Source organism: Telluria sp. LT2P80 (assembly GCF_059685955.1).
On the sequence record NZ_JCASIO010000002.1, the window covers coordinates 584,056 to 604,478 of the forward strand.

The 20,423-nt window shown below is 64.3% G+C and carries 16 protein-coding genes and 1 pseudogene; 10 read left to right on the top strand and 7 right to left on the bottom strand.

Going from position 1 to position 20,423, the window contains the following annotated elements; all coding sequences use genetic code 11:
• Positions 1 to 65 precede the first annotated feature (65 nt).
• Positions 66 to 1,715 (bottom strand): DUF4394 domain-containing protein, encoded by a 1,650-nt coding sequence (locus tag AC56LW_RS08860; RefSeq protein WP_499633555.1) that lies wholly within the window; start codon positions 1,713 to 1,715, stop codon positions 66 to 68.
• Positions 1,716 to 1,984: 269 nt separating this feature from the next.
• Between AC56LW_RS08860 and AC56LW_RS08865 the strand changes: the two genes are divergently transcribed.
• The gene (locus AC56LW_RS08865; RefSeq protein ID WP_499633557.1) at positions 1,985 to 2,188 is read left to right on the top strand and encodes a hypothetical protein; all 204 of its coding nucleotides are present in this window, start codon (positions 1,985 to 1,987) and stop codon (positions 2,186 to 2,188) included.
• Between the two features lie 46 nt (positions 2,189 to 2,234).
• Here AC56LW_RS08865 and AC56LW_RS08870 read toward each other — a convergent pair whose 3' ends face one another.
• Genes AC56LW_RS08870 through AC56LW_RS08880 form a run of 3 tightly spaced genes read right to left on the bottom strand, consistent with a single transcriptional unit; the run spans position 2,235 to position 7,676 of the window.
• On the bottom strand, positions 2,235 to 3,497 hold the full coding sequence (locus AC56LW_RS08870) for a CaiB/BaiF CoA transferase family protein (RefSeq protein WP_499633559.1): 1,263 nt from the start codon (positions 3,495 to 3,497) through the stop codon (positions 2,235 to 2,237).
• Between the two features lie 34 nt (positions 3,498 to 3,531).
• Entirely contained in the window at positions 3,532 to 5,301 is a 1,770-nt protein-coding gene (locus tag AC56LW_RS08875) for a cation:proton antiporter domain-containing protein (RefSeq protein WP_499633561.1), read from the bottom strand.
• Positions 5,302 to 5,357: 56 nt separating this feature from the next.
• Positions 5,358 to 7,676, bottom strand: a complete 2,319-nt coding sequence (locus AC56LW_RS08880; RefSeq protein WP_499633563.1) for a family 1 glycosylhydrolase — start codon at positions 7,674 to 7,676, stop codon at positions 5,358 to 5,360.
• A 298-nt stretch (positions 7,677 to 7,974) separates the two neighbouring features.
• On the opposite strand from AC56LW_RS08880, the gene trpS reads away from it, so the two are divergent.
• Entirely contained in the window at positions 7,975 to 9,051 is a 1,077-nt protein-coding gene (trpS, locus tag AC56LW_RS08885; protein ID WP_499633565.1) for a tryptophan--tRNA ligase, read from the top strand.
• A 116-nt stretch (positions 9,052 to 9,167) separates the two neighbouring features.
• Positions 9,168 to 10,217 (top strand): serine endopeptidase, encoded by a 1,050-nt coding sequence (locus AC56LW_RS08890; protein ID WP_499633567.1) that lies wholly within the window; start codon positions 9,168 to 9,170, stop codon positions 10,215 to 10,217.
• A 61-nt stretch (positions 10,218 to 10,278) separates the two neighbouring features.
• Here AC56LW_RS08890 and AC56LW_RS08895 read toward each other — a convergent pair whose 3' ends face one another.
• Positions 10,279 to 10,701 carry a DUF3597 domain-containing protein gene (locus AC56LW_RS08895; RefSeq protein ID WP_332530914.1) on the bottom strand — a complete coding sequence of 141 codons (423 nt, stop codon included), beginning with the start codon at positions 10,699 to 10,701 and terminating at the stop codon, positions 10,279 to 10,281.
• Between the two features lie 746 nt (positions 10,702 to 11,447).
• On the opposite strand from AC56LW_RS08895, the gene AC56LW_RS08900 reads away from it, so the two are divergent.
• From AC56LW_RS08900 to alaS, 4 genes and pseudogenes are all read left to right on the top strand, one after another.
• Positions 11,448 to 11,798 carry a DUF1294 domain-containing protein gene (locus AC56LW_RS08900; RefSeq protein WP_499452772.1) on the top strand — a complete coding sequence of 117 codons (351 nt, stop codon included), beginning with the start codon at positions 11,448 to 11,450 and terminating at the stop codon, positions 11,796 to 11,798.
• 20 nt (positions 11,799 to 11,818) lie between these two features.
• Entirely contained in the window at positions 11,819 to 12,571 is a 753-nt protein-coding gene (gene ugpQ, locus AC56LW_RS08905; RefSeq protein ID WP_499633696.1) for a glycerophosphodiester phosphodiesterase, read from the top strand.
• A 94-nt stretch (positions 12,572 to 12,665) separates the two neighbouring features.
• Positions 12,666 to 14,321 (top strand): annotated as a pseudogene (locus tag AC56LW_RS08910) (flagellinolysin).
• Between the two features lie 72 nt (positions 14,322 to 14,393).
• Positions 14,394 to 17,003, top strand: coding sequence for an alanine--tRNA ligase (gene alaS, locus AC56LW_RS08915; RefSeq protein WP_499633569.1), 2,610 nt, complete (start codon positions 14,394 to 14,396; stop codon positions 17,001 to 17,003).
• Between the two features lie 87 nt (positions 17,004 to 17,090).
• Here alaS and AC56LW_RS08920 read toward each other — a convergent pair whose 3' ends face one another.
• Together AC56LW_RS08920 and AC56LW_RS08925 are read right to left on the bottom strand one after the other, a co-directional pair.
• Positions 17,091 to 17,405: a hypothetical protein gene (locus tag AC56LW_RS08920; RefSeq protein WP_499633571.1), complete on the bottom strand. Its 315-nt coding sequence runs from the start codon at positions 17,403 to 17,405 to the stop codon at positions 17,091 to 17,093.
• 65 nt (positions 17,406 to 17,470) lie between these two features.
• On the bottom strand, positions 17,471 to 18,370 hold the full coding sequence (locus tag AC56LW_RS08925; RefSeq protein ID WP_499633573.1) for a LysR family transcriptional regulator: 900 nt from the start codon (positions 18,368 to 18,370) through the stop codon (positions 17,471 to 17,473).
• A 150-nt stretch (positions 18,371 to 18,520) separates the two neighbouring features.
• Between AC56LW_RS08925 and AC56LW_RS08930 the strand changes: the two genes are divergently transcribed.
• From AC56LW_RS08930 to AC56LW_RS08940, 3 genes are all read left to right on the top strand, one after another.
• Complete coding sequence (locus tag AC56LW_RS08930; protein WP_332530690.1) at positions 18,521 to 18,847, top strand: putative quinol monooxygenase; 327 nt, start codon at positions 18,521 to 18,523, stop codon at positions 18,845 to 18,847.
• Between the two features lie 362 nt (positions 18,848 to 19,209).
• Positions 19,210 to 19,437: a sulfurtransferase TusA family protein gene (locus AC56LW_RS08935; protein ID WP_183553472.1), complete on the top strand. Its 228-nt coding sequence runs from the start codon at positions 19,210 to 19,212 to the stop codon at positions 19,435 to 19,437.
• A gap of 221 nt (positions 19,438 to 19,658) precedes the next feature.
• Entirely contained in the window at positions 19,659 to 20,408 is a 750-nt protein-coding gene (locus tag AC56LW_RS08940; protein WP_183549925.1) for an electron transfer flavoprotein subunit beta/FixA family protein, read from the top strand.
• Positions 20,409 to 20,423 lie beyond the last annotated feature (15 nt).

A 20,423-nucleotide genomic window follows, 5' to 3' on the forward strand; every position in this document is an offset into this window, starting at 1 on the left:
AAGGGCGTTCCCGCATCAACGGGAACGCCCTTTGTTCAATCTACGGGTTGATTAACGCAGCCAGATCAACGCAGCCAGATCGCGATGTCCTTCACGCCCGGCATGCCGCTGCCGATGCGCGATGCGGCCGGGTTGGCGGCGCCGCCGATCAGCGCGCCGGCGCCGGTGGTGATGTCGACGCGGTACAGCGACGTCGGGCCACCGTCGGTGGTGCGCAGCGCTGCCAGCACCAGGCCGTTCGCGCCGCCGGCGATGTCCATGCCGCCGTCGCCGGCGATCGTCACGCCCAGCGGGCCGACATTGACCAGCGTGCCGTCATTTGGCGGGTTCTGCAGGGCCAGCACCGAGCTGGCGCTGTCGACGTCGAACAGCTGCGTCGTGGTCGCGTTCAGGATGCTGTTCGTATAGGCGCCTGCTGCCACGACCGGGGCCACGCCGGCGCGGTTGATGACGCCATCGGTGGTCGTCGCGCCGGTGTCGACGTTGATGCGCAGGTTCTGGCCGCTGTTGCTGATCACGCGCAGGCGGTCGGCCACCGGATTGAAGTCGACGGCAAACGCGGTGCCGGCAATCGCGGTATACGGCAGCGTGGTGTCGGTGCTGTCAGCGGCCAGCGTGGCTTTCACGGTGGCGACGCCGGTGGCCGGATCGATCGTGATCAGGCGCGCGGTCGAGGTCAGGCCGTACAGCATATTGTCACGCGGACGCACGTCGATGCCCAGCACGACTTCGCCCGCGGCCAGGCCACTGATGGCGACATTGGTGTCGAGCGTGTTCGGCGTACCGACCTTGAAGCCGACTAGGCGGTTATCGTCGGTCAGGCCCAGCACGACCGGCGTCTGCGCCGCGCGCAGCGCGATGCCGCGGATGTCTTCGGTCACGCCCAGCGCGCCCACCAGCGTGGTCGGTGCGGTGGTGGCGGCCAGGTTCACGCCATACAGATTGCGTGCGCCGCCGACGGTGGCCACCATATAGCCCATGTTCGTGCGTGCATCGATGTCGAAGCCGTTGACGGCGCCGGCGACGATGCCCAGCGGGACCGGGTTGGCCAGCGTGCCGTTGTTTGGCGGGTTCTGGGTGTACAGCGTGTTGTTGACGGCATCGATGCCGAACAGCGTCGTCGAGCCGGTGCCGGCGAACGAGTTGGTGTAGGCCGAGGCGGAAATCGCCGTGTTCGCTGCGCCGCCGTTGATGCTGCCATCGGTGGTCGTCGCGCCGGTGTCGACGTTGATGCGCAGGCTCTGGCCCGTGTTGCTGACGATGCGCAGGCGGTCGGCCATCGGGTTGAAGTCGACGCCGAAGTTGGTGCCGGCCAGTGCGGTGAATGCGTCGGTGGTGTCGGCGGCATCAGCGGCCAGGCGCGACTTGTTGGTGGCAGCGCCAGTCGCCGGGTCGAGCGTGTACAGACGGCCGGTCGAGCCGACGCCGTACAGCATGCCGTCGGCTGGGCGCATGTCGATGCCGACCAGGTTTTCGCCGCTCTGCAGGCCGGTGACCAGCACATTGGTGCGGATGGTCGCAGGGGCAGCGCGGTCGAACGAGATCAGACGGTTGCTGACAGTCAGGGCAACCACATCGCCAACAGTCGCGGACGCCGGCGGCGGGGTGATCGGCGCCGGCGCGGCGTTGTTGTCGTCGTCGTCGCTGCCGCAGGCGGTCAGCGCAAGGGCGATCGAAGAAACGAGGACGAGCTTGGCGAATTGTGGTTTTTTCATGATGTGTCCTTATTAGTAGAATGGGTCGTCAAAGTGGATCAGGGCGCATGGCCCGCGGGCAGGCTGCCATGTCGACACGGGTACTACGCACCAGATGCAGGATTGGATGCAGCCGGATGAAAATAAATTTTTCTGCGTAGCCCGGCGGGTGCATCCAGCCTGCGTGCATGTGAGAATGCACGCATTTTGATGACAATGTCGCATGTTACTGTAGGGAAATTCTGGTGCAGCCGTCCTGCACCAGCAACCCCTGTTTCAACGGTGTCGTCATGCGTGTTTCCCTGGGTGAGGTCGTGTCCGTGGCCGCCTTTTCGCTGGCCGGGTCGGTCTCGTGCCTCAAGGCCTGGTCGGTCTTGTCGGGTACCCCATTCACGCCGGGCTTCTACATTGCCGGCGCGATCTTCAGTCTGCTGATCTGTTCGTTTTTTTTGCTGGCGTTCGCGTCGGTGCGGGCCTGGACCCGGGTGCGCTGAGGCAGCCCTGACGGCCGGGCGGCCGCCAGAATGGAGGGAAATGGCGCTAGACGACGCCGCGGTTCTGCAGGGCCGCGATCTCGGCGTCGCTCTTGCCCAGCACATCGCGCAGTACGTCCCGCGTGTGCTGGCCCAGCGTGGGCGGTGCCACGGTGCTGGTGGCCGGCGTGGCCGACATGCGGATCGGATTGCGCACCAGCGTCACTTCGCCGGCGCTCGGATGCGGCAGCGCGATCGCCATCGCGCGCGCCTGCACCTGCTCGTTGGCGAACACCTCCCCGACGTCGTTGATCGGCCCGCATGGCACGCCATGTTCTTCCAGCAGCGCGATCCAGTCGGCCCGCGTTTTTTCGCCGACCATGTTAGCCAGCAGCGGCACCAGCACATCGCGATGCTGCACCCGCAGCGGATTGGTGGCAAAGCGCGCATCGAGCGCCAGCTCGGGCCGGCCGCCCGCTTCGACGAACTTCTGGTATTGGCCATCGTTGCCGGCGGCGACGATGATGTGGCCATCCAGGCAGGCAAAGGTCTGGTACGGCACGATATTGGCGTGCGCATTGCCCCAGCGCTTCGGGGCCTTGCCGCTGTTGAGGTAGTTGCTGCCGACATTGGCCAGCATCGCCACCTGCGTGTCGAGCAGCGCCATGTCGATCCGCTGGCCTTCACCGGTGCGGTCGCGGTGCGTCAGTGCGGCCAGTACGGCCACCGTCGCATACATGCCCGTCATCAGGTCGGTCAGCGCGACACCGGCTTTTTGCGGCCCGCCGCCAGGCACGTCATCCCGCTCGCCCGTCACCGACATCAGGCCGCCCATGCCCTGGATCAGAAAGTCGTAGCCGGCACGGTGCGCGTACGGCCCATCCTGGCCGAAACCGGTGATCGAGCAGTAGACCAGGTCGGGTTTGAGCGCCTTCAGGCTCGCGTAGTCGAGGCCATAGCGCGCCAGGTGCCCGACCTTGAAGTTCTCGAGCACCACGTCGCATGACAGCACCAGTTCGCGCAGTAACGCCTGGCCTTCGCTGCTGGCGATGTCGACCGTCATCGAGCGCTTGCCACGGTTGGCCGTCAGATAGTAGGCCGCTTCCTGCGTATCGCGGCCATCGGCGTCCTTCGCATACGGCGGGCCCCAGGCGCGCGTGTCGTCGCCGCTGCCGGGACGCTCGATCTTGATCACATCGGCGCCCAGGTCGGCCAGGTTCTGCGCGCACCACGGGCCAGCCAGCACGCGCGACAGGTCGAGCACGCGGATGTGGCCGAGCGCCTTGGGCAGCGATGTGGAAGCGGAAGTGGAAGCGGAAGATGGCGTCATGGTGGAGGCAGGGTAGGCAATCATGAAGCGCCGATTATAACGGGCCGGCCGTGGGCTGCGGCGCTAGCTGGGCAGCCGCGGACAGCGCGCGTTCACGGTCGACGATGGCGTCGATCGTGCGTTCTTCGAGCCCCATCGCCCCGAGCACGAAGCTGGACAATTGCAGGCTCGCTTCCAGCGTTTCCGGCACCACGACCGAGGCGCCGGCCAGGCGCAGGTCGCGCGCGTGCTTCTCTTCGCGCGAGCGGGCAAACAAGGCCACATGCGGGAATTCGCGCCGGATGCCGTGCACGGCCTGCAGCGCCGCGAGCGGCTGGTCCATCGTCAGCACGATCGCGGGCGCCTCGTCGGCGTGCACGCGGCGCAGCAGCTCGGGGCGCGCCGCGTTGCCGAACCAGACCGGCCAGCCGTCTGCGCGCAGTTGCGCCACCAGCCGCGCATCGGTTTCGAATGCCACGAACGGAATCTTTTGCGCAGTGAGCAGCTTGCCCAGTTGCTGGCCGACGCGGCCGAAGCCGGCAATGATGACCTGGCCGCGCACAGCACTCAGGGCGGCATGATCGTGCTGCGCGGCCAGCTGGTCCCCGCGCGTTTCCAGCTGGTCGCCAATGGTCGTGCCCAGGCGCGCCAGCAGCGGTGTGATGAACAGCGACAGGCCGACCGCCAGCATCACGCGCGCGCCCAGCGCCGGGTCGAGCACGCCGCTGGTGGCCGCATAGCCGATGACGATGAAGGCGAACTCGCCGCCCTGGCCCAGCAGCAGGCCACCTTCGACGGCGCGGCCCCACGGCAGGCCACCAATCCGGAACAGCAGGGCCACGACAACGCCCTTGATCAGCACCAGCCCAAGGACGAAGATTGCCAGCCAAAGCGGTGCGTCGAGGATCTGACCGGTGTCGATGCTCATCCCGACCGTCATGAAGAACAGCCCCATGAGCAGCCCCTTGAACGGCTCGACCATCAGCTCGACCTCGTGCTTGAATTCGGTCTCGGCCAGCAGCAGGCCGGCAATCAAGGCGCCCAGCGCCATCGACAGGCCGGCGGCGGCCGACAGCGCCGCGATGCCGAAGGTCGCGAGCAGGACCAGCGCCATGAACACGTCGGGCTGGCGCTGGCGGGCAAAGGCGCGAAACAGCGGATGCACGACGCGCCCGCCCACGAGGTAGATGAGGGCAATCGCGCCGGCGGCCTTGGCCAGCGTGATCGCGGCCAGCAGCAGCGCGCCGTTGCCGTCGCCGGCGCCCTTGGCCAATGCGCCGATCAGGATCAGGATCGGCACCACGGCCAGATCCTGCAGCATCAATACGGCAAACGCGGCCTGGCCCAGGCGCGTGCCGGTGCTGTGCTGCTGGTTCATCAGCTGCATGACGACGGCGGTGGACGAGAGCGAGAGCACGAGGCCGAGGATCACCGCGGTCTGGCCCGGCAAGCCATACAGGTACAACGCGGCGCCGATCAGCGTGGCGCTGGCCGCGACCTGCGCGGTGCCGGCACCGAACACCCAGCGCCGCATCGACCACAGGCGCGCGGCCGACAGTTCCAGTCCAATCATGAACATCAGGAACAGCACGCCGATTTCAGCCAGCATCGAGATGCCGGGGCCGGCAGGGAAGGTGAGGAATGACAGCCACGGCGTGTGCAGGGCCAGCGCGCCCAGGCCGAAGGGGCCGAGCAGGGCGCCGACGGCGAGAAAGCCGAGCACCTGGTTGATGCGCAGGCGCTGCAGGGTGGGGATGAGGATGCCGGCCAGGATCAGGAACAGCAGGATTTCACGCAGAAAGGGAAAAGCGTGGTGGTCGTTCACGGAAGTACCTGTTCATGGAGGGTTGGCGCAATTGCCAACCCTACCACACCGACGGGTCAGGTCCCCGAGTGGATGGCCTCATCCAGTTCGGCCTGGCGCTCGCCGCCTGCGACGTCCTGGCGTCGTTCGGCCTGCGCCTCGAGCTCGCGCCGTTCGTCACGATCGGCATTGCGCAGGTCGATGTAGCGGCGCAGCGCATCGTCGAGCGTCGGCAGCAGCGCGCCCCGTTCGCTGGCGAGCGCGCAGTAGCGTGGCCGCGGCGCCGTGAAGCCGAATTCCTCGGCCGCTTTTGATTCCAGACTGCTGGCATCGATGCCGGCCAGTTCGGCCGCGCGGCACGCCAGCCCGGCCCAGGTCAGCTCGCCCTGGTTGGCCAGGTGCCAGATGCCCGCTTCGCCATCGACCGCGAGGTCGAGGCACGCATGCACCAGGTCGGGCACGAAGGTCGGCGACACGGTCAGGTCACCGGCTGCGACGAACGGGTCGCCCCGCTCCAGCGCAGCGAGGGCCTGGGTGACGAAGTTGTGCTCGTCCCACGGCCCGAAGAAGGCGCTGGTGCGTACGACCAGCGCGCCCGGATGATTCAGCAGGACGACGCGCTCGGCCTCGGCCTTGCTGCGGCCGTACACGCCCAGCGGCGCCACCGGATCGGATTCGACATAGGGCCGCTCGTTGCTGCCATCGAACACGAGGTCGCTCGAGAACGTGGTCAGGTGGATGCCATGCTGCGCGCAGGCGGCGGCCAGCGTCGCCGCGCCCACGGTGTTTTCGCGCATGCAGCGTTCGAGTTCGTTCTCTGCGTCGTCCACGCGCACGTAGCCGCAGGTATTGATCACGGCCCACGGCTTGTAGCGGGCCAGTGCACGCTCGACCGATTCCTGATCGGCGATATCCATGTCCTGGCGCGACAGCAGGCGGTGCGCCAGGTTGCGTTTTTCGCAGATACGGGCAAATGCGCGGCCCAGCGTGCCGGTGGCGCCCAGGATCAGGATCGGCGGGGCGCTCGTGTCGACCACGCGCTGCCCGTCGGCGGCGGTGGACGTGACCGAGTCGGGCGTCGCGACCGGCTGGCAGACGAAGCGGCCCGGGCGGCGCCACCAGCCTTGCGCGCGCAGCACCGGATGCGACAGCGGCTCGCCGGAAGCCAGTTCATTCATCATCGTGGCCAGCGCAGTGCGGCGGGGCAGCGGCGAGCGCACGTCGAGCGGGCCCGGCTCGTAATAGCCATGTTCGGCAGTGACGAGGCAGTTCCAGTCGAATGACCCGAGCAGCGCCCAGACGGTGACGGCGCGCACGTCGACGCCGTTGGCGCGCGACTGCTGCGCGGCTTCCCAGATTTCAAGCAGCCAGCGCATCTGGTCTTCGCGGTTGGCGTCGATGTGCGCTTCGGTGATCGCCAGCGGGATGCCGTAGCGGTCCCAGATTTCCTGCAGCAGCGGGGCGATGCCGGGCGTGGGCGTGGCCAGCACGCGCGACGCCTCGACGTCGGCGCAAGGGAGGTCGTCGGCCATGCCGCGGTGGTGCGCCGGATAGCGCTCCGGGCGATGGTCGAGCCAGCGCTCGCTCGTGACGTAGTAATTGCAGCCGATGATGTCGGGCGGGCACGGGTTGTCACGGAACCAGAGGAGTTCGGCGGCATCGGCGCCATTGCGCAGCAGGTAGTTCCACAACGGGTGGTCGGGCACGACCATCCCGCACAGCAGGTCCCAGCCGAGCCAGCGGCGCTCGTTGTAGAACTCGGCGACGTCGCTCAGTTCGGGCGTGCTGTAGGTCTTGCCGAGATCGTCGGTCTGGATCAGCTTGGCATCCGGATTGACCGCGCGGATCGCGCGCATCGACAGCACGGTGGCGCGGCACTGGTTGAGCAGCGCCTGGATGAAGGTGCGGTCGTCGCGCCCGTGCGGATACCAGACGCCGTACAGGCCGGCAAAGCGCGCCGTCGTGCAGATCTCGTTGACGGGCGTGTAGTACTCGAGCCAGGGATAGCGCGCGGCGACGGCGCCGGCGTAGTCGGCCAGGGCCTGCGCAAAGCCGGGGTCGACCAGGCTCGTATGGCGTGGACCGCTGCCGTGGTGGACCAGGCCGGCAATCGGCGTGACGCCGGCGGCGCGCAGGGCGTTCAGGCGTTCGTCGGGCCAGTGCCAGTTGGCGTGCTCGAGGCCATCCGGGGCCGTGCGTTCCCACAGGATCGGATAGCGGATGGCGCGGATGCCGAGGCCGGCGAAACGCTCGATGTCGCAAGGCCGGTCGGTGTGGCCGTTGCGGTCGAGCTGGCTGAAATACGCGTCCTGCACGCGGTTGACGGTGCATTCGAGGCCGCCCCAGAGTTCGAGGGGGTGGTCCTGGTGGTTCTGGCTGTTCGTGCTCTTGTTCATGGCTTTTTTCCTTAATATTATTACAACTAGCTGGTCGGCATGAAGTGCTCTGACTGATCTATGCTGTGTTGGGAGAGCCCTGCTGCCGAGTCATGGACCGGGTGGCGGTTGACAGCGCGGCGGCAACCTGCAACCATGCGGTCCATGATCTTTCCGAAAGCACATCCTATTCTTCTTTCCTGGTGGCGCCGCTGACAGCGCGCGGCCACGGGAAATGATGTGCATTTCATAGCCGCCTCGATTCAGGCGGCGTTCATTGTTGATACGCAGCGATCGGGGCATAGAACCAGGAACCTCGATGACACTGCCTACTTCAACTACGACTTCTACCGATATTGCAACGACTGCTGCAACGACCGCCGCAGCAACCCCACCTGCCAACTCGATCATCCTCACCGGTGACCGGCCAACGGGCCCGCTGCACCTGGGCCACTTCGTCGGCAGCCTGCGCGATCGCGTGGCGTATCAGCATCAATACCGTCAGTTCGTCATGCTCGCCGACTCGCAGGCCATGACCGACAATATGGATGACTTGGGTAAGGTACACCGGAATGTGGTCGAAGTGGCGCTCGATTACCTTGCTGTCGGGATCGATCCGGCCAAGACGACCGTGTTCATCCAGTCGCAAATCCCCGAGCTGACCGAGCTGACGTTCTATTACCTGAACCTCGTGACCGTCGCGCGCCTCGAGCGCAACCCGACCGTCAAGGCCGAAATCGTCCTGCGCGGCTTCGAGCGCGACATCCCGGCGGGCTTTCTGACCTACCCGGCCAGCCAGGCCGCCGACATCACCGCGTTCAAGGCGAACATGGTGCCGGTGGGGGAAGACCAGATCCCGATGATCGAGCAGTGCAACGAGATCGTGCGCAAGTTCAACCGCATCGTCGGGCGCGACATCCTGGTGGAAGCCAAGGCCTTCGTGCCCGAAGTGGGGCGCCTGCCGGGCATCGACGGCAAGGCCAAGATGAGCAAGTCGCTGGGCAACACGATCAACCTGGGCGCCAGCCCTGACGAGATCCGCGCCGCCGTCCGGAACGTCTACACCGACCCGCTGCACCTGAAGGTCTCCGATCCGGGCCACATCGAAGGCAACGTCGCCTTCACGTATCTTGACGCATTCGATACCGACAAGGATGGCCTGGCCGAGATGAAGGCGCATTACCAGCGCGGCGGCCTGGGCGACAGCATCGTCAAGAAGCGCCTCGAAGGCATCCTGCAAGAGATGCTGGCGCCGATCCGCACGCGCCGTGAAGAGTTCGCGAAAGACCCGGCGTACGTCATGCAGATGCTGAAGGAAGGCACGATGAAGGCGCGTGAAGTGGCGGCGGCGACGACCGATGAGGTCAAGAAGGCGCTGGGGCTGTCGTACTTCTGATTGGTATCGCACGGCGATGCTGGCAGTAGCGCAGCGCAAGGCCGTGTTGACTATCGGTAGCGTAGAGCGTCCGGGGATGGCAAGCTGCCTGCTTGTCCATCACCCTGGAGTTGATCATGAGCAAAGGCTTGCGCCTGACTGAAAAATGGATGCAGCGCGCCCTGTGGCTCGTTGCGTTCGTGTTTGCCGGCTTTTTGATCGGGCTTGGCAGCCTGATCGTGCAGAACGTGCGCGATGTTGAAGAACCACTGACGCTCGAGCAATTCATGGACCCGGCCCAATTGGCCAGTGTGCAGGCCGAGCGGGAAGCAGCGCACAAAGCGCAGGAACAGGCCCAGACGCGCCTGGAGCAGGCGACCCAGAAACACACGGTGGCCAGCGCGAATACTGCTTCGGCACGCGAGACGTTCGGCAACTGGCTGGCGACGCGGCAGGTGACGGCGCGGCCCGAGCAGGATCCGGAATTAATCAAGCGCACCGAAGCACTCGATGCGCTGGCAAGCGCCGAGCGCACGGCCCTTGCAGCAGTGGAGACCGAACTGCAGAAATTGCTGGACGCAACCCAGGCCGGGGAGCGTGCCGGCAGCCGCTGGCGTGCGCTGGAAGAGCCTGCCGAGATGGCGTTGTCAGAAGCGCAGGCTGCGCGCGATCTTCGCGTGTTTGGCTATCGGCTCGCGCTGACCCTGCCACTCCTGCTGGTGGCCGGCTGGCTGTTCAAGCACAAGCGCAAGACGCCCGACTGGCCGTTCGCCTGGGGCTTCATCCTGTTTGCGTTGTTCACGTTCTTCTTCGAGCTGGTGCCGTATCTGCCGAGCTATGGCGGGTACGTGCGCTACATCGTCGGCATCATCCTGACGGTCGTTGCCGGGCGTTATGCGATCCGGTGGTTGCAGGGATATCTGGCACGCCAGAAGCTGGCTGAAGCCTTGCCCGATGCCGAGCGGCGCCAGGGGATGCGCTATGACGTGGCCCAGACCCGGCTGGCGAAAAGCCTGTGTCCCGGGTGCGAGCGGGCGGTCGACCTGAAGGATGGCAAGAACGATTTCTGCCCACACTGCGGCATCGGCCTGTTCAACCGCTGTACTGCCTGCACGACGCGCAAGAATGCGTTTGCACGGTTCTGCTTCGCGTGCGGCGCGGCGGCCAACACGACACTGGCCGACTGAATGAAAAAAACCGCAGCCGGCGGGGCCGGTTGCGGTTTCGTGGAGTGCGCGCTACGGGGTATCAGTCACGCAGGTCAGCTGGCACCTTGCCGCCATTGGCTGCCAGCTTGTTCATGACCTGGCGGTGCAGCCAGATGTTCATCTTGGCCGAATCGTTCATGTCGCCCGTGTAGTTCAGCTCAGCGGCGAGTTCCTTGCGCGACTGCAGGCTGCTGTCCAGACCCAGCAGCTTGAGCAGGTCGACGATCGACGAACGCCAGTTCAGTTGCTGGCCCGACGAGGCGAGCATGCCGTTAAGAACTTGCTCGACGTCGACCGGCTGGGCTGGCGCCGCTGCTGGTGCTGGCGCTGCTGCTGGTGCGGCGGCCGTTGGTGCTGCCGGTGCTGCGGTCGGGGCAGCAGGTGCAGCCGTTGGCGTTGCCGCCGGTGCTGCGTCTTTTTTGCCTGGGAAAATTTTATGGAAGATGTTGCTCAGGATACCCACGGGACCCTCCTTTTCTGGTGATTGTTTACGGATATTGTTTGCCATGTAGCCCAGTGCAACGGCCAGGGCGGCGCCCCCGGCAGCCTTGATCAGCGTTGGATGCTCGGCGTAGAAGTCGCTCATGCGATCGACGATGCCGGGATTCTGCTGTTGTGCTTTTTCAGCCAGTTCCTGTACCTGCTCAGGCGAAACCTGCGCTGCCTGTTCAGGTGTGACCTGCGTTGGCACATTGTTGCCAAAGATCTTGCTCAATGCGCCACCGGCGACCGACGACAGCACGCCGCCGCCCGCGCCGCCCAGCAAGCTGGTCAGCATGCCGGCACGTTGATTCTGGTCGCTCTGGCCAAACAGCTGGCTGACCATTTGCGGGAACGGTGGGGTCTGGTCGGAGCGCAGTGCGCTCGCGATGCCTTGCGCGACGCTGGCCCGGGGCGCGTTCTGCGCTACCTGGTCGAAGTCGGCGGCAGCATTGCCGTTGGTGCTGGCGGCGCCTGCGCCACCAAGATATTGCTGCAACAAATTACCTAAATCAAAAGCCATGTGTTCTCCTGCTGGGTGAATGCCGGGATGGATGACCAGCGTAGGCGTTTTGATATCGACCGCTCTGTACGATGACGAACCCACGGTGCATCGATCATCAACGATCTGCGCTCTGTGAACGTTAAGTGGGTGTTGCGCGGGAAAGAGAAGCGCCGCATGTGTTTGCCAGGTGGACACGCCAGTACCGCAAACGGTAAGCTGCCGCTATGCCCTATGTCCCTCTCGCCGTGTTCCTCCTCCTGTACCTGTTTGCCAGCCTGGCCTGGAACATGTCCCAAGTGGTTGGCGCCGCCTACCTCGTTACCAGCCTGACCTGTTTCGTGGCCTACGCGATGGACAAGTCAGCGGCGCGCGCCAGCACCTGGCGCACGCCGGAAGCCACGCTCCTGCTGCTGGGCCTGATCGGCGGCTGGCCCGGCGCCGTGCTGGCGCAACAGTGGCTGCGCCACAAGACCAGCAAGCAATCGTTCCAGTGGAAGTTCCAGGCGACGGTGGCGCTGAACCTGGGCGTCTTCGCATTCCTCGCTTACCGCTTCGGCCAACCGGCCTTTGCATGATCATGATGAAGAACGATCCCGTGTGGCCATGGCCCCGCATCCTCGCGCACCGTGGCGGCGGCACGCTCGCGCCCGAAAACACGGTGGCCGGCTTACGCTGCGGCATCGCTGCGGGCTTTCGCGCGATCGAGTTCGACGTCATGCTGGCGCGCGACGGTGTCCCCGTGGTGCTACACGACCCTGGCCTGGGCCGCACGGTGCGGGGTAGCGGCAGCGTGTTCGAGCACGATGCACTGGACCTGGCCGCGATGGATGCTGGCAGCTGGTTCGGCCCGGCGTTCGCAGGCGAGCCGGTGCCGTTGTTCGACGCCTTCGCGCGCCTGTGCATGGCCCACGGCATCTGGATGAATATCGAGATCAAGCCGGCGCCCGGCTACGAACGCGAGACGGGCCGCGTCGTGGCGCAGATGACGGCCGCGCTGTTCGCTGACGCGCTCGCATCTGGCGACACAGCTGCGATGCCGCTGTTGTCGTCATTCAGCGACGTCGCGCTGGCGGCGGCGCAGGCGGCGGCCCCGACCCTGCCGCGCGCCTGTCTCATCAGCGCACTCGGCGCCGGTTGGCAGGCCAGGGCGCAGGCGCTCGGCGCGCGCGCCATCCATACCAACCACTTGCACCTGAGCCAGCTGCAGGCACGCGCTGTCAAGAACGCCGGCTACGGCCTGTTCTGTTACACCGTCAACGATGCCGGCCGGGCGCGCGAACTGCTGGCCTGGGGTGTGGACGCCTTCTGCACCGACCGCATCGACCTGATCACGCCCGATGTCGCCTGACGTCAGACCTTGGCACTATATTTACATTGTGACCTAAAGTAACAGGTGAGGGGTGACGTTAAGAACTGACGATCATTCCGACAGTGTTGCCACCATGGCGCTTTCCATCTCGACGAATACCCTGTCGCTCAGTACGCAGCGCAGCATGCGCACGCATGACACCGAGCAAGCAAAGGTCATCGAGCGCCTGAGTTCCGGCATGCGCATCAACCGTGCATCCGACGATGCGGCCGGCTAGGCGATCACCTCGCGCCTGACGTCCAGCCTGCGCGGCAACAGCCAGGCGATGCGCAGCCTGAGCGATGCGACATCGATGCTGCAGGTGGCCGATGGCGCCATGGCCAGCGTGACCGAGACCCTGCAACGCCTGCGCGAAATGGCGGTGGCCGCCGGCAACGGCAGCTACACGGACGGCGACCGCGGCGCGCTGCAGAAGGAAACGCAGGCACTGTTGCAACACATTACGCAGGTGGGCACCGACACCAGTTTCAACGGGGACGCGGTGTTTTCGCAGGACACCGTCAGTATCGGTGGCGACGAGCGGCGGCGCGCCGTGCTCGACGGCCTGCAGTCAGGCTGGCTCAGCTCGGCTGAGGACATGATCAAGCAGCATTACGGACTCATGGGCGACGGCGCCAAACTGACCGTCAATCTCGACACCACAGATGGCGCCTACAACGTGCTTGCCTCGGTATCCGGCACGTCGTCCGGCGGTAAGCTGAACAATCTGCACCTGAACCTCGACATGGCCGACTTCGGCACCGCCGTCACGCCCGACGGTGGCAGCGCGCCGCTCTACAGCGACCGCATCGTTGCCCATGAAATGGTGCATGCCGTCATGGGCCGCACGATGAACATGGGCGCGCTGCCCCAGTGGTTTGTCGAAGGCACGGCTGAACTGATCAATGGCGCTGACGAACGGCTGGCCGGCGCCGGCAGCATCGCGGGCGTGGTCTCCAACATCGCGGGCGGCGGTTTTTCGTACGAAGGCGGGTATGCCGCCAGCCGCTACCTGCACGACCGCATGAAAGGCCTGGGCGTGGAGGGTGGTATCAAGGGCATCATGCAATATCTGAACAACAACCAGTCGGCCGATCTCGACGCGGCGCTCAATGCCGTGTCAAAAGGCGTGTACACCAGCAATGCCGCGTTCCTGGCCGACTTCGGCGCCAACGGCGCGCAATTTATCAATACAAAAATGAATCTGACCAATGCCGATACGGGCGCCATCGGCGGCTTGGATGCCGACGGCGGCAACGTGCGCGATGCCCGCGCCGTCGTGCCCGCCAGCGGGACCAGCAATGCCGCAGACGGCCTGGCCGGTTTCAATGTCGTGTACCCGGACGAGGGCGGCGCCAGCGGCGTGCGGCGTGTGCAGGTGCAGGCGGGCGACAGTGTCGGTGACCTGATCGACCTGCAATTCTCGTCGATGAATGCGCGCGCCCTGGGCCTGGCCAATCTCGACATGACGCGCTCCACTGTGGCGCTGCTGACCATCGACCGGGCGCTGGAGTTCGTCAATGAGCAGCGCGTGCGCACCGGCGCCTCGAGCAACCGGCTGGATCTGGCCGCAGGTGCCCTCGAGACGAGTTCGCAGAACATGCAGGCGGCGCGCTCGCGCATCCAGGACACGGATTACGCGAGCGACACGGCGCGGCTGACCCGCACGCAAATCCTGCAACAGGCGGCGTCGGCGATGCTGGCGCAGGCCAACGGGCAACCACGCTCAGTTCTGAGCCTGCTGCGCTGAGAATGGATCGGGGAGCTAGGCTATAATCGTTCCTTTATAGGCACGCTGCCTCACTCCGCCCAACGATCAGACATGAAATCCTCCGACATCCGCGAAAAGTTCCTCAAGTTCTTTGAATCCAAAGGCCATTCCATCGTGCGTTCCAGCCCGCTGGTGCCGGGCAACGACCCGACCATGCTGCTGACCAACAGCGGCATGGTGCAGTTCAAGGATGTCTTCCTGGGCCTGGATTCGCGCCCGTACTCGCGCGCGACGTCCGTGCAGCGCTGCGTGCGCGCCGGCGGCAAGCACAACGACCTGGAAAACGTCGGCTATACGGCGCGTCACCACACGTTCTTCGAGATGCTGGGCAACTTCAGCTTCGGCGACTATTTCAAGCGCGATGCGATCCAGCTGGCCTGGGAACTCCTGACCAAGGTCTACCTGCTGCCAGCCGAAAAGCTGACCATCACCGTGTACTTCGAGGATGACGAAGCGTACGACATCTGGGCCAACGAGATCGGCGTGCCTAAAGAGCGCATCATCCGCATTGGCGACAACAAGGGCGCGCGCTACGCATCCGACAATTTCTGGCAGATGGCCGATACGGGTCCATGCGGTCCGTGCACCGAGATCTTCTACGACCACGGCGCCGACATCTGGGGCGGCCCACCGGGCTCGGCCGAAGAAGACGGCGACCGCTTCATCGAAATCTGGAACCTCGTGTTCATGCAGTTCTACCGCGACGAATCCGGCTCGCTCACGCCGCTGCCGAAGCCGTCGATCGACACCGGCATGGGCATGGAGCGCCTGGCTGCCGTGCTGCAGAACGTGCACAGCAACTACGAAATCGACCTGTTCCAGAACCTGATCAAGGCCGCTGCCCGCGAAACCGCCGCGCCCGACCTCGACAACAATTCGCTGAAGGTCATCGCCGACCACATCCGCGCTGCGTCGTTCATGATCGTCGACGGCATCATCCCGAGCAGCGAAGGCCACGGCTACGTGCTGCGCCGCATCGTGCGCCGCGCGCTGCGCCACGGCCACAAGCTGGGCCAGACCAAGCCATTCTTCTACAAGCTGGTCGCTGACCTCGACATCGAGATGGGCGAAGCCTATCCTGAACTGCGCACGGCCAAAGAACGCGTGGCGCAGGTGCTCAAGGCCGAAGAAGAACGCTTTGGCGAGACGCTGGAAAACGGCATGAAGATTCTCGAAGCCCAGCTGGCCAAGGATCCGAAGAACCTCGATGGCGGCACCGCCTTCACGCTGTACGACACCTACGGCTTCCCACTGGACCTCACCGCCGACATCTGCCGCGAACGTGGCATCACGCTCGACGAAGCGGGCTTTACCGCCGCGATGGAACAGCAAAAGAAAACGGCGCGCGCTGCCGGCAAGTTCAAGATGGCGGCCAACGTCGAGTACGCGGGTGAAAAAACGAAATTCGTCGGCTACGATTCGCTGGCCCACAACACGCACGTGCTGGCGCTGTATGCCGACGGCGTGAAGGTCGAGCAATTGAGCGCCGGCCAGGCGGGCATCGTCGTGCTCGACACGACGCCGTTCTACGCCGAGTCGGGCGGCCAGGTGGGCGACCAGGGTATGATTGGCGACGGCGCCATCCGCTTCGAAGTCGAAGACACGCTCAAGATCCAGGCCGACGTCTTCGGTCACCACGGCGTGCTGCGCGAAGGCACGCTGAAGGTCGGCGCAACGGTCGACGCACAGGTCGACACGGCCAAGCGTGCACGTACCATCCGCAACCACTCGGCAACGCACCTGATGCACAAGGCGCTGCGCGAAGTGCTGGGCACGCACGTGGCACAAAAAGGTTCGCTGGTCGATCCTGACAAGACCCGCTTCGACTTCAGCCACCCGCAGGCGCTGACGCTGGACGAAATCACGCAGGTCGAGACCATCGTCAACCGCGAGATTCTCGAAAACCACGCGACGCAGTCGCACAATATGTCGTTCGACGATGCGGTCAAGCACGGCGCCATGGCGCTGTTCGGCGAGAAGTACGGCGACACCGTGCGCGTGCTCGACATCGGCACCTCGAAAGAGCTGTGCGGCGGCGTCCACGTGACGCGCACCGGCGACATCGGCCTGTTCAAGATCGTGTCCGAAGGCGGCGTCGCTGCCGGCATCCGCCGCATCGAAGCCGTCACGGGTGAAGGCGCACTGGCTCTGGTGCAATCGATCAACCGCAAGCTGATCGAAGCGGCCGGCGCCCTGAAGACCAATCCTGACGAACTGACCAGCCGCATCGGCCAGGTGCAGGATCAGGTGAAGCTGCTCGAAAAAGAAGTCGCTGCACTGAAGTCGAAGCTGGCGTCGGGGCAGGGCGACGAGCTGATCGCACAAGCCATCGACGTCAACGGCATCAAGGTGCTGGCGGCGACGATGGAAGGCGCCGACGTGGCGACACTGCGCGAAGCAATGGACAAGCTCAAGGACAAGCTGGGCACGGCCGCCATCGTGCTGGCAAGCGTCCTCGAAGGCAAGGTCAGCCTGATCGCAGGCGTGACCAAGGATGCCACCGGCAAGGTCAAGGCGGGTGAGCTGGTCAACTTTGTGGCCCAGCAGGTGGGCGGCAAGGGCGGCGGGCGTCCGGACATGGCGCAGGCCGGCGGTACTGACCCATCGGGCTTGCCGGCAGCGCTGGCCGGCGTGGCGGGCTGGGTGGGCGAGCGCGCGTAAGCACGCCGCCTGCAAGAAAAACGCCGCCTTCGGGCGGCGTTTTTATTTCGGCACGCCGCTGGTGGCGTTCGATGAATACTGCGTAGGCTAACGCCGCTTCCAATGTCCGGGGATGTTCTTGCCCGGCCATTGCTTGTCGACTTTTTCCTTGAACGCGCAAAAATCCGGCGCAACGAACTCGCCCGACTGAACGCCGCGGCATTCCCACATCACGGCGCTTCTGTGTGCGAACTGGTCCCACGCATAGTCATAGTCGATCGGGGCCGGTGTATTCGGTGCAATGTCGATTACGGCATCCGGTCCGCCCTTCCCCTGGCCGGGTCGGTCTTGAAGCTTGTCCTGGGAATAGGCGACGGGAAGTAACTGCATCGCGATGAAGAGCGAGAAGGCAATAATTTTCATGTTCTGATATCCCCGGGTTGGCACATACGATGACGGCAGCTTAGCAGGTTGCCGGGCTGGAAAAGTCATCGACTGTCTCGAACGAGTCCAGGAACATTCGCAAGCACCTGCGCAATAAAGTCAATGAAGACCGCTGCACGCCGGGGCAGGCGCCGTTCTGCGGAATACAGCACATTGACGGGCACAGGCGGCGCCCCATGCCCGGTCAACACCGCTACCAGTTCGCCGCTCTGCAGTTCCCTGGTCACCATCCAGGCCGGCAGGTAAGCGATCCCCAGGTCGTTCAGGACGGCGCGCCGGATGCCGTCCAGACTATTGAGTCGCACACGTCCGCTGACCTTGCGATCGCCATCCCTGAACGGCCAGCTGTCATTGCCGGCCGCCAGCAAGGTATACACAAGGCAGTCGTGCGCAGCCAGGTCGCCGGGTTCCAGCGGTGTACCACGTTGTTTCAGATACGTCCTGCTTGCCACGCAGATGCGCGCAGATTGACCGACGCACCGCGCACGCAGGGTGCTGTCACTTAACTTGCCACCCCGGATGGCGATATCGATGCCTTCGGCCACCAGGTCGATGTACGCGTCGCCCAGGCGACATTCCACATCGACATGCGGATAGTGCTGCAGAAAATCCGGCAGGGCGGGTATCAATAGTTCAGTGCCGATACTCTCCGGGCACGCAATGCGCAGCAGTCCATGCGGATCTTGTTCACCGTGCGCCTCTGCTTCGACTTCTCCGATGATGTCGAGTGCCAGGCGCGCTTGCGCGTAGTAGCGCTGGCCCTCGGCCGTGGCGACCATCTGCCGCGTTGAGCGATGCAACAGCCGCGTACCCAGCGACTTCTCCAGTGCCGCCACGTGCCGGCTGACGTTCGGTTGCCCGATCCCGAGCTCCCGCGCGACAGCTGAAAAACTACCGGTTTCGACGGCGCGCACGAAGCATCGCATCCACAACAATTTATCCATTCCTGCCCGCGTGAATTGGTTTTATGCAGCGAGAGCATAAATGATATGGCCGCAGCATGGCTTCTCATCCATGCAGTCAGCAATCAGACTGCACGGATCGACCCCATGCACATAGCTCGTGCCCTGGATCTCACCATGACAGGAACCCATATGAATACTGCTTCCACTGAACGCTTCGTCAGCCTGGTCGGCACCTATGAAATCGATCCGCTGGACGCTGCGGCGTTCGCACGCATCGCGACGGCGTCGGTTGACCAGACCGTCAATAAGCCAGGCTGCCTGTATTACATCGCCTCGCAAGACCTGAAGCAGGCCAACGTGTTTCACCTGGCCGAAGGCTGGGCCACGCAAGAAGCGCTCGATGTTCACCTCGGCAGTCCTGATTTTCTGGCGATGCTGGAGCAGGCATTCACACTGCGCATCGTGCGCCGTGAAATTTACGTGTCGGCGTCGGCAGGGCGCACCTTGCTGGGTTGATCGACGCAATCCGGCCGCATATTCGGTTGTCGGACATGGATTGACCCGCCCATCAACGTTCGAATCGAACCAGCCCCCATTTTATTGCGCGAGATTGTCTGACCGTCTATTGCACGCGCCGATTTGGTTCGCATCTTGGCTGCATGATGCACCGCCATAGTGCTTTTTCGTGAGCATCCAGTACAGACTCGGTAGCAGCTCGTCAAGCTTTTAACACTTGGTTGCAGGCTCGCAACAATCTATGACTATTTTGGTGCGCTGCGTCATACTGTGGGAATTGGAGTAGTATTCGAGTTCCAGCACCCTCCTTACTGATCAGGAATGCGATGAGCGACATCATTTTCGACACTGACACCGACACCATGGAATTCCAGAGAGATCTGGATGCGCGGGGGCTCAATTGCCCACTGCCCATCCTCAAAGCGAAGAAGGCGCTCGCCGAAATGGAGAGTGGCCAGGTGTTGCGTATCGTGGCCACCGACACCGGCTCCGTGCGCGACTTTCAGGCGTTTGCCAAACAGACCGGCAATGCGCTGCTGGCCCACACCTTCGAACACGGCGAGTTCACGTTTCTGATGCGCCGCAAGTAGTCCAGGTTGCCGTGTTGCGCCTGTCGACGCGGCGCACACACTTGCCATGCCGGGGTCTGTGCCCCGTTTGTTTTCCCCGAATTCATGACAGACCGAGTACTTTAGGTGTTTTCCTCTACTAAAAAATCGCACGCTCGTGCTTTAATTTGGCCCGTTGCCCCGATTTCTCATATAATCTGAGCCACTTTAGTCTGTCTCCATCTCATTTTAAAAGGCACCCTATGAAAGTCCTGGTACCCGTCAAACGCGTGGTCGACTACAACGTCAAGGTTCGCGTCAAGTCCGACAACAGCGGTGTGGATATCGCCAACGTCAAGATGTCGATGAACCCGTTCGACGAAATCGCGCTGGAAGAGGCGACCCGCCTGAAAGAAGGCGGCAAGGTTACCGAAGTGGTGGCAGTGTCGATCGGCGTGCCGCAGTGCCAGGAAACCCTGCGCACCGGCCTGGCCATCGGCGCCGACCGCGCGATCCTGGTCGAGACCGCCGGCGACACCGAGCCGCTGGGCGTGGCCAAGATCATGAAGGCGCTGGCTGACAAAGAGCAGCCACAGCTGATCATCCTGGGCAAGCAGGCGATCGATGACGACTCGAACCAGACCGGCCAGATGCTCGCAGCACTGCTGGGCTGGCCACAAGCGACGTTCGCGTCGAAAGTGGTGCTCGAGGACGGCAAGGTCACCGTGACGCGCGAAGTCGACGGCGGCCTGGAAACCGTGGCGCTCAAGCTGCCTGCAGTCATCACCACCGACCTGCGCCTGAACGAGCCGCGTTACGTGACGCTGCCGAACATCATGAAGGCCAAGAAAAAGCCGCTCGAGACAATCAAGCCGGAAGACCTGGGCGTGGACGTGGCGCCGCGCCTGAAGACCCTGAAAGTCGTCGAGCCAGCCAAGCGCTCGGCGGGCGTCAAGGTCCCGGACGTGGGCACGCTGGTGCAGAAACTGCGCACTGAAGCCAAAGTCATCTGAGCCGTTTGTCGTCAT

Bases quoted from the DNA above. Each gene is read 5' to 3' on its own strand.
- AC56LW_RS08860 (WP_499633555.1), bottom strand. From the start codon at position 1,715: ATGAAAAAACCACAATTCGCCAAGCTCGTCCTCGTTTCTTCGATCGCC.
- AC56LW_RS08865 (WP_499633557.1), top strand. From the start codon at position 1,985: ATGCGTGTTTCCCTGGGTGAGGTCGTGTCCGTGGCCGCCTTTTCGCTG.
- AC56LW_RS08870 (WP_499633559.1), bottom strand. From the start codon at position 3,497: ATGACGCCATCTTCCGCTTCCACTTCCGCTTCCACATCGCTGCCCAAG.
- AC56LW_RS08880 (WP_499633563.1), bottom strand. From the start codon at position 7,676: ATGAACAAGAGCACGAACAGCCAGAACCACCAGGACCACCCCCTCGAA.
- trpS (WP_499633565.1), top strand. From the start codon at position 7,975: ATGACACTGCCTACTTCAACTACGACTTCTACCGATATTGCAACGACT.
- AC56LW_RS08890 (WP_499633567.1), top strand. From the start codon at position 9,168: ATGAGCAAAGGCTTGCGCCTGACTGAAAAATGGATGCAGCGCGCCCTG.
- AC56LW_RS08900 (WP_499452772.1), top strand. From the start codon at position 11,448: ATGCCCTATGTCCCTCTCGCCGTGTTCCTCCTCCTGTACCTGTTTGCC.
- alaS (WP_499633569.1), top strand. From the start codon at position 14,394: ATGAAATCCTCCGACATCCGCGAAAAGTTCCTCAAGTTCTTTGAATCC.
- AC56LW_RS08920 (WP_499633571.1), bottom strand. From the start codon at position 17,405: ATGAAAATTATTGCCTTCTCGCTCTTCATCGCGATGCAGTTACTTCCC.
- AC56LW_RS08925 (WP_499633573.1), bottom strand. From the start codon at position 18,370: ATGGATAAATTGTTGTGGATGCGATGCTTCGTGCGCGCCGTCGAAACC.
- AC56LW_RS08930 (WP_332530690.1), top strand. From the start codon at position 18,521: ATGAATACTGCTTCCACTGAACGCTTCGTCAGCCTGGTCGGCACCTAT.
- AC56LW_RS08935 (WP_183553472.1), top strand. From the start codon at position 19,210: ATGGAATTCCAGAGAGATCTGGATGCGCGGGGGCTCAATTGCCCACTG.
- AC56LW_RS08940 (WP_183549925.1), top strand. From the start codon at position 19,659: ATGAAAGTCCTGGTACCCGTCAAACGCGTGGTCGACTACAACGTCAAG.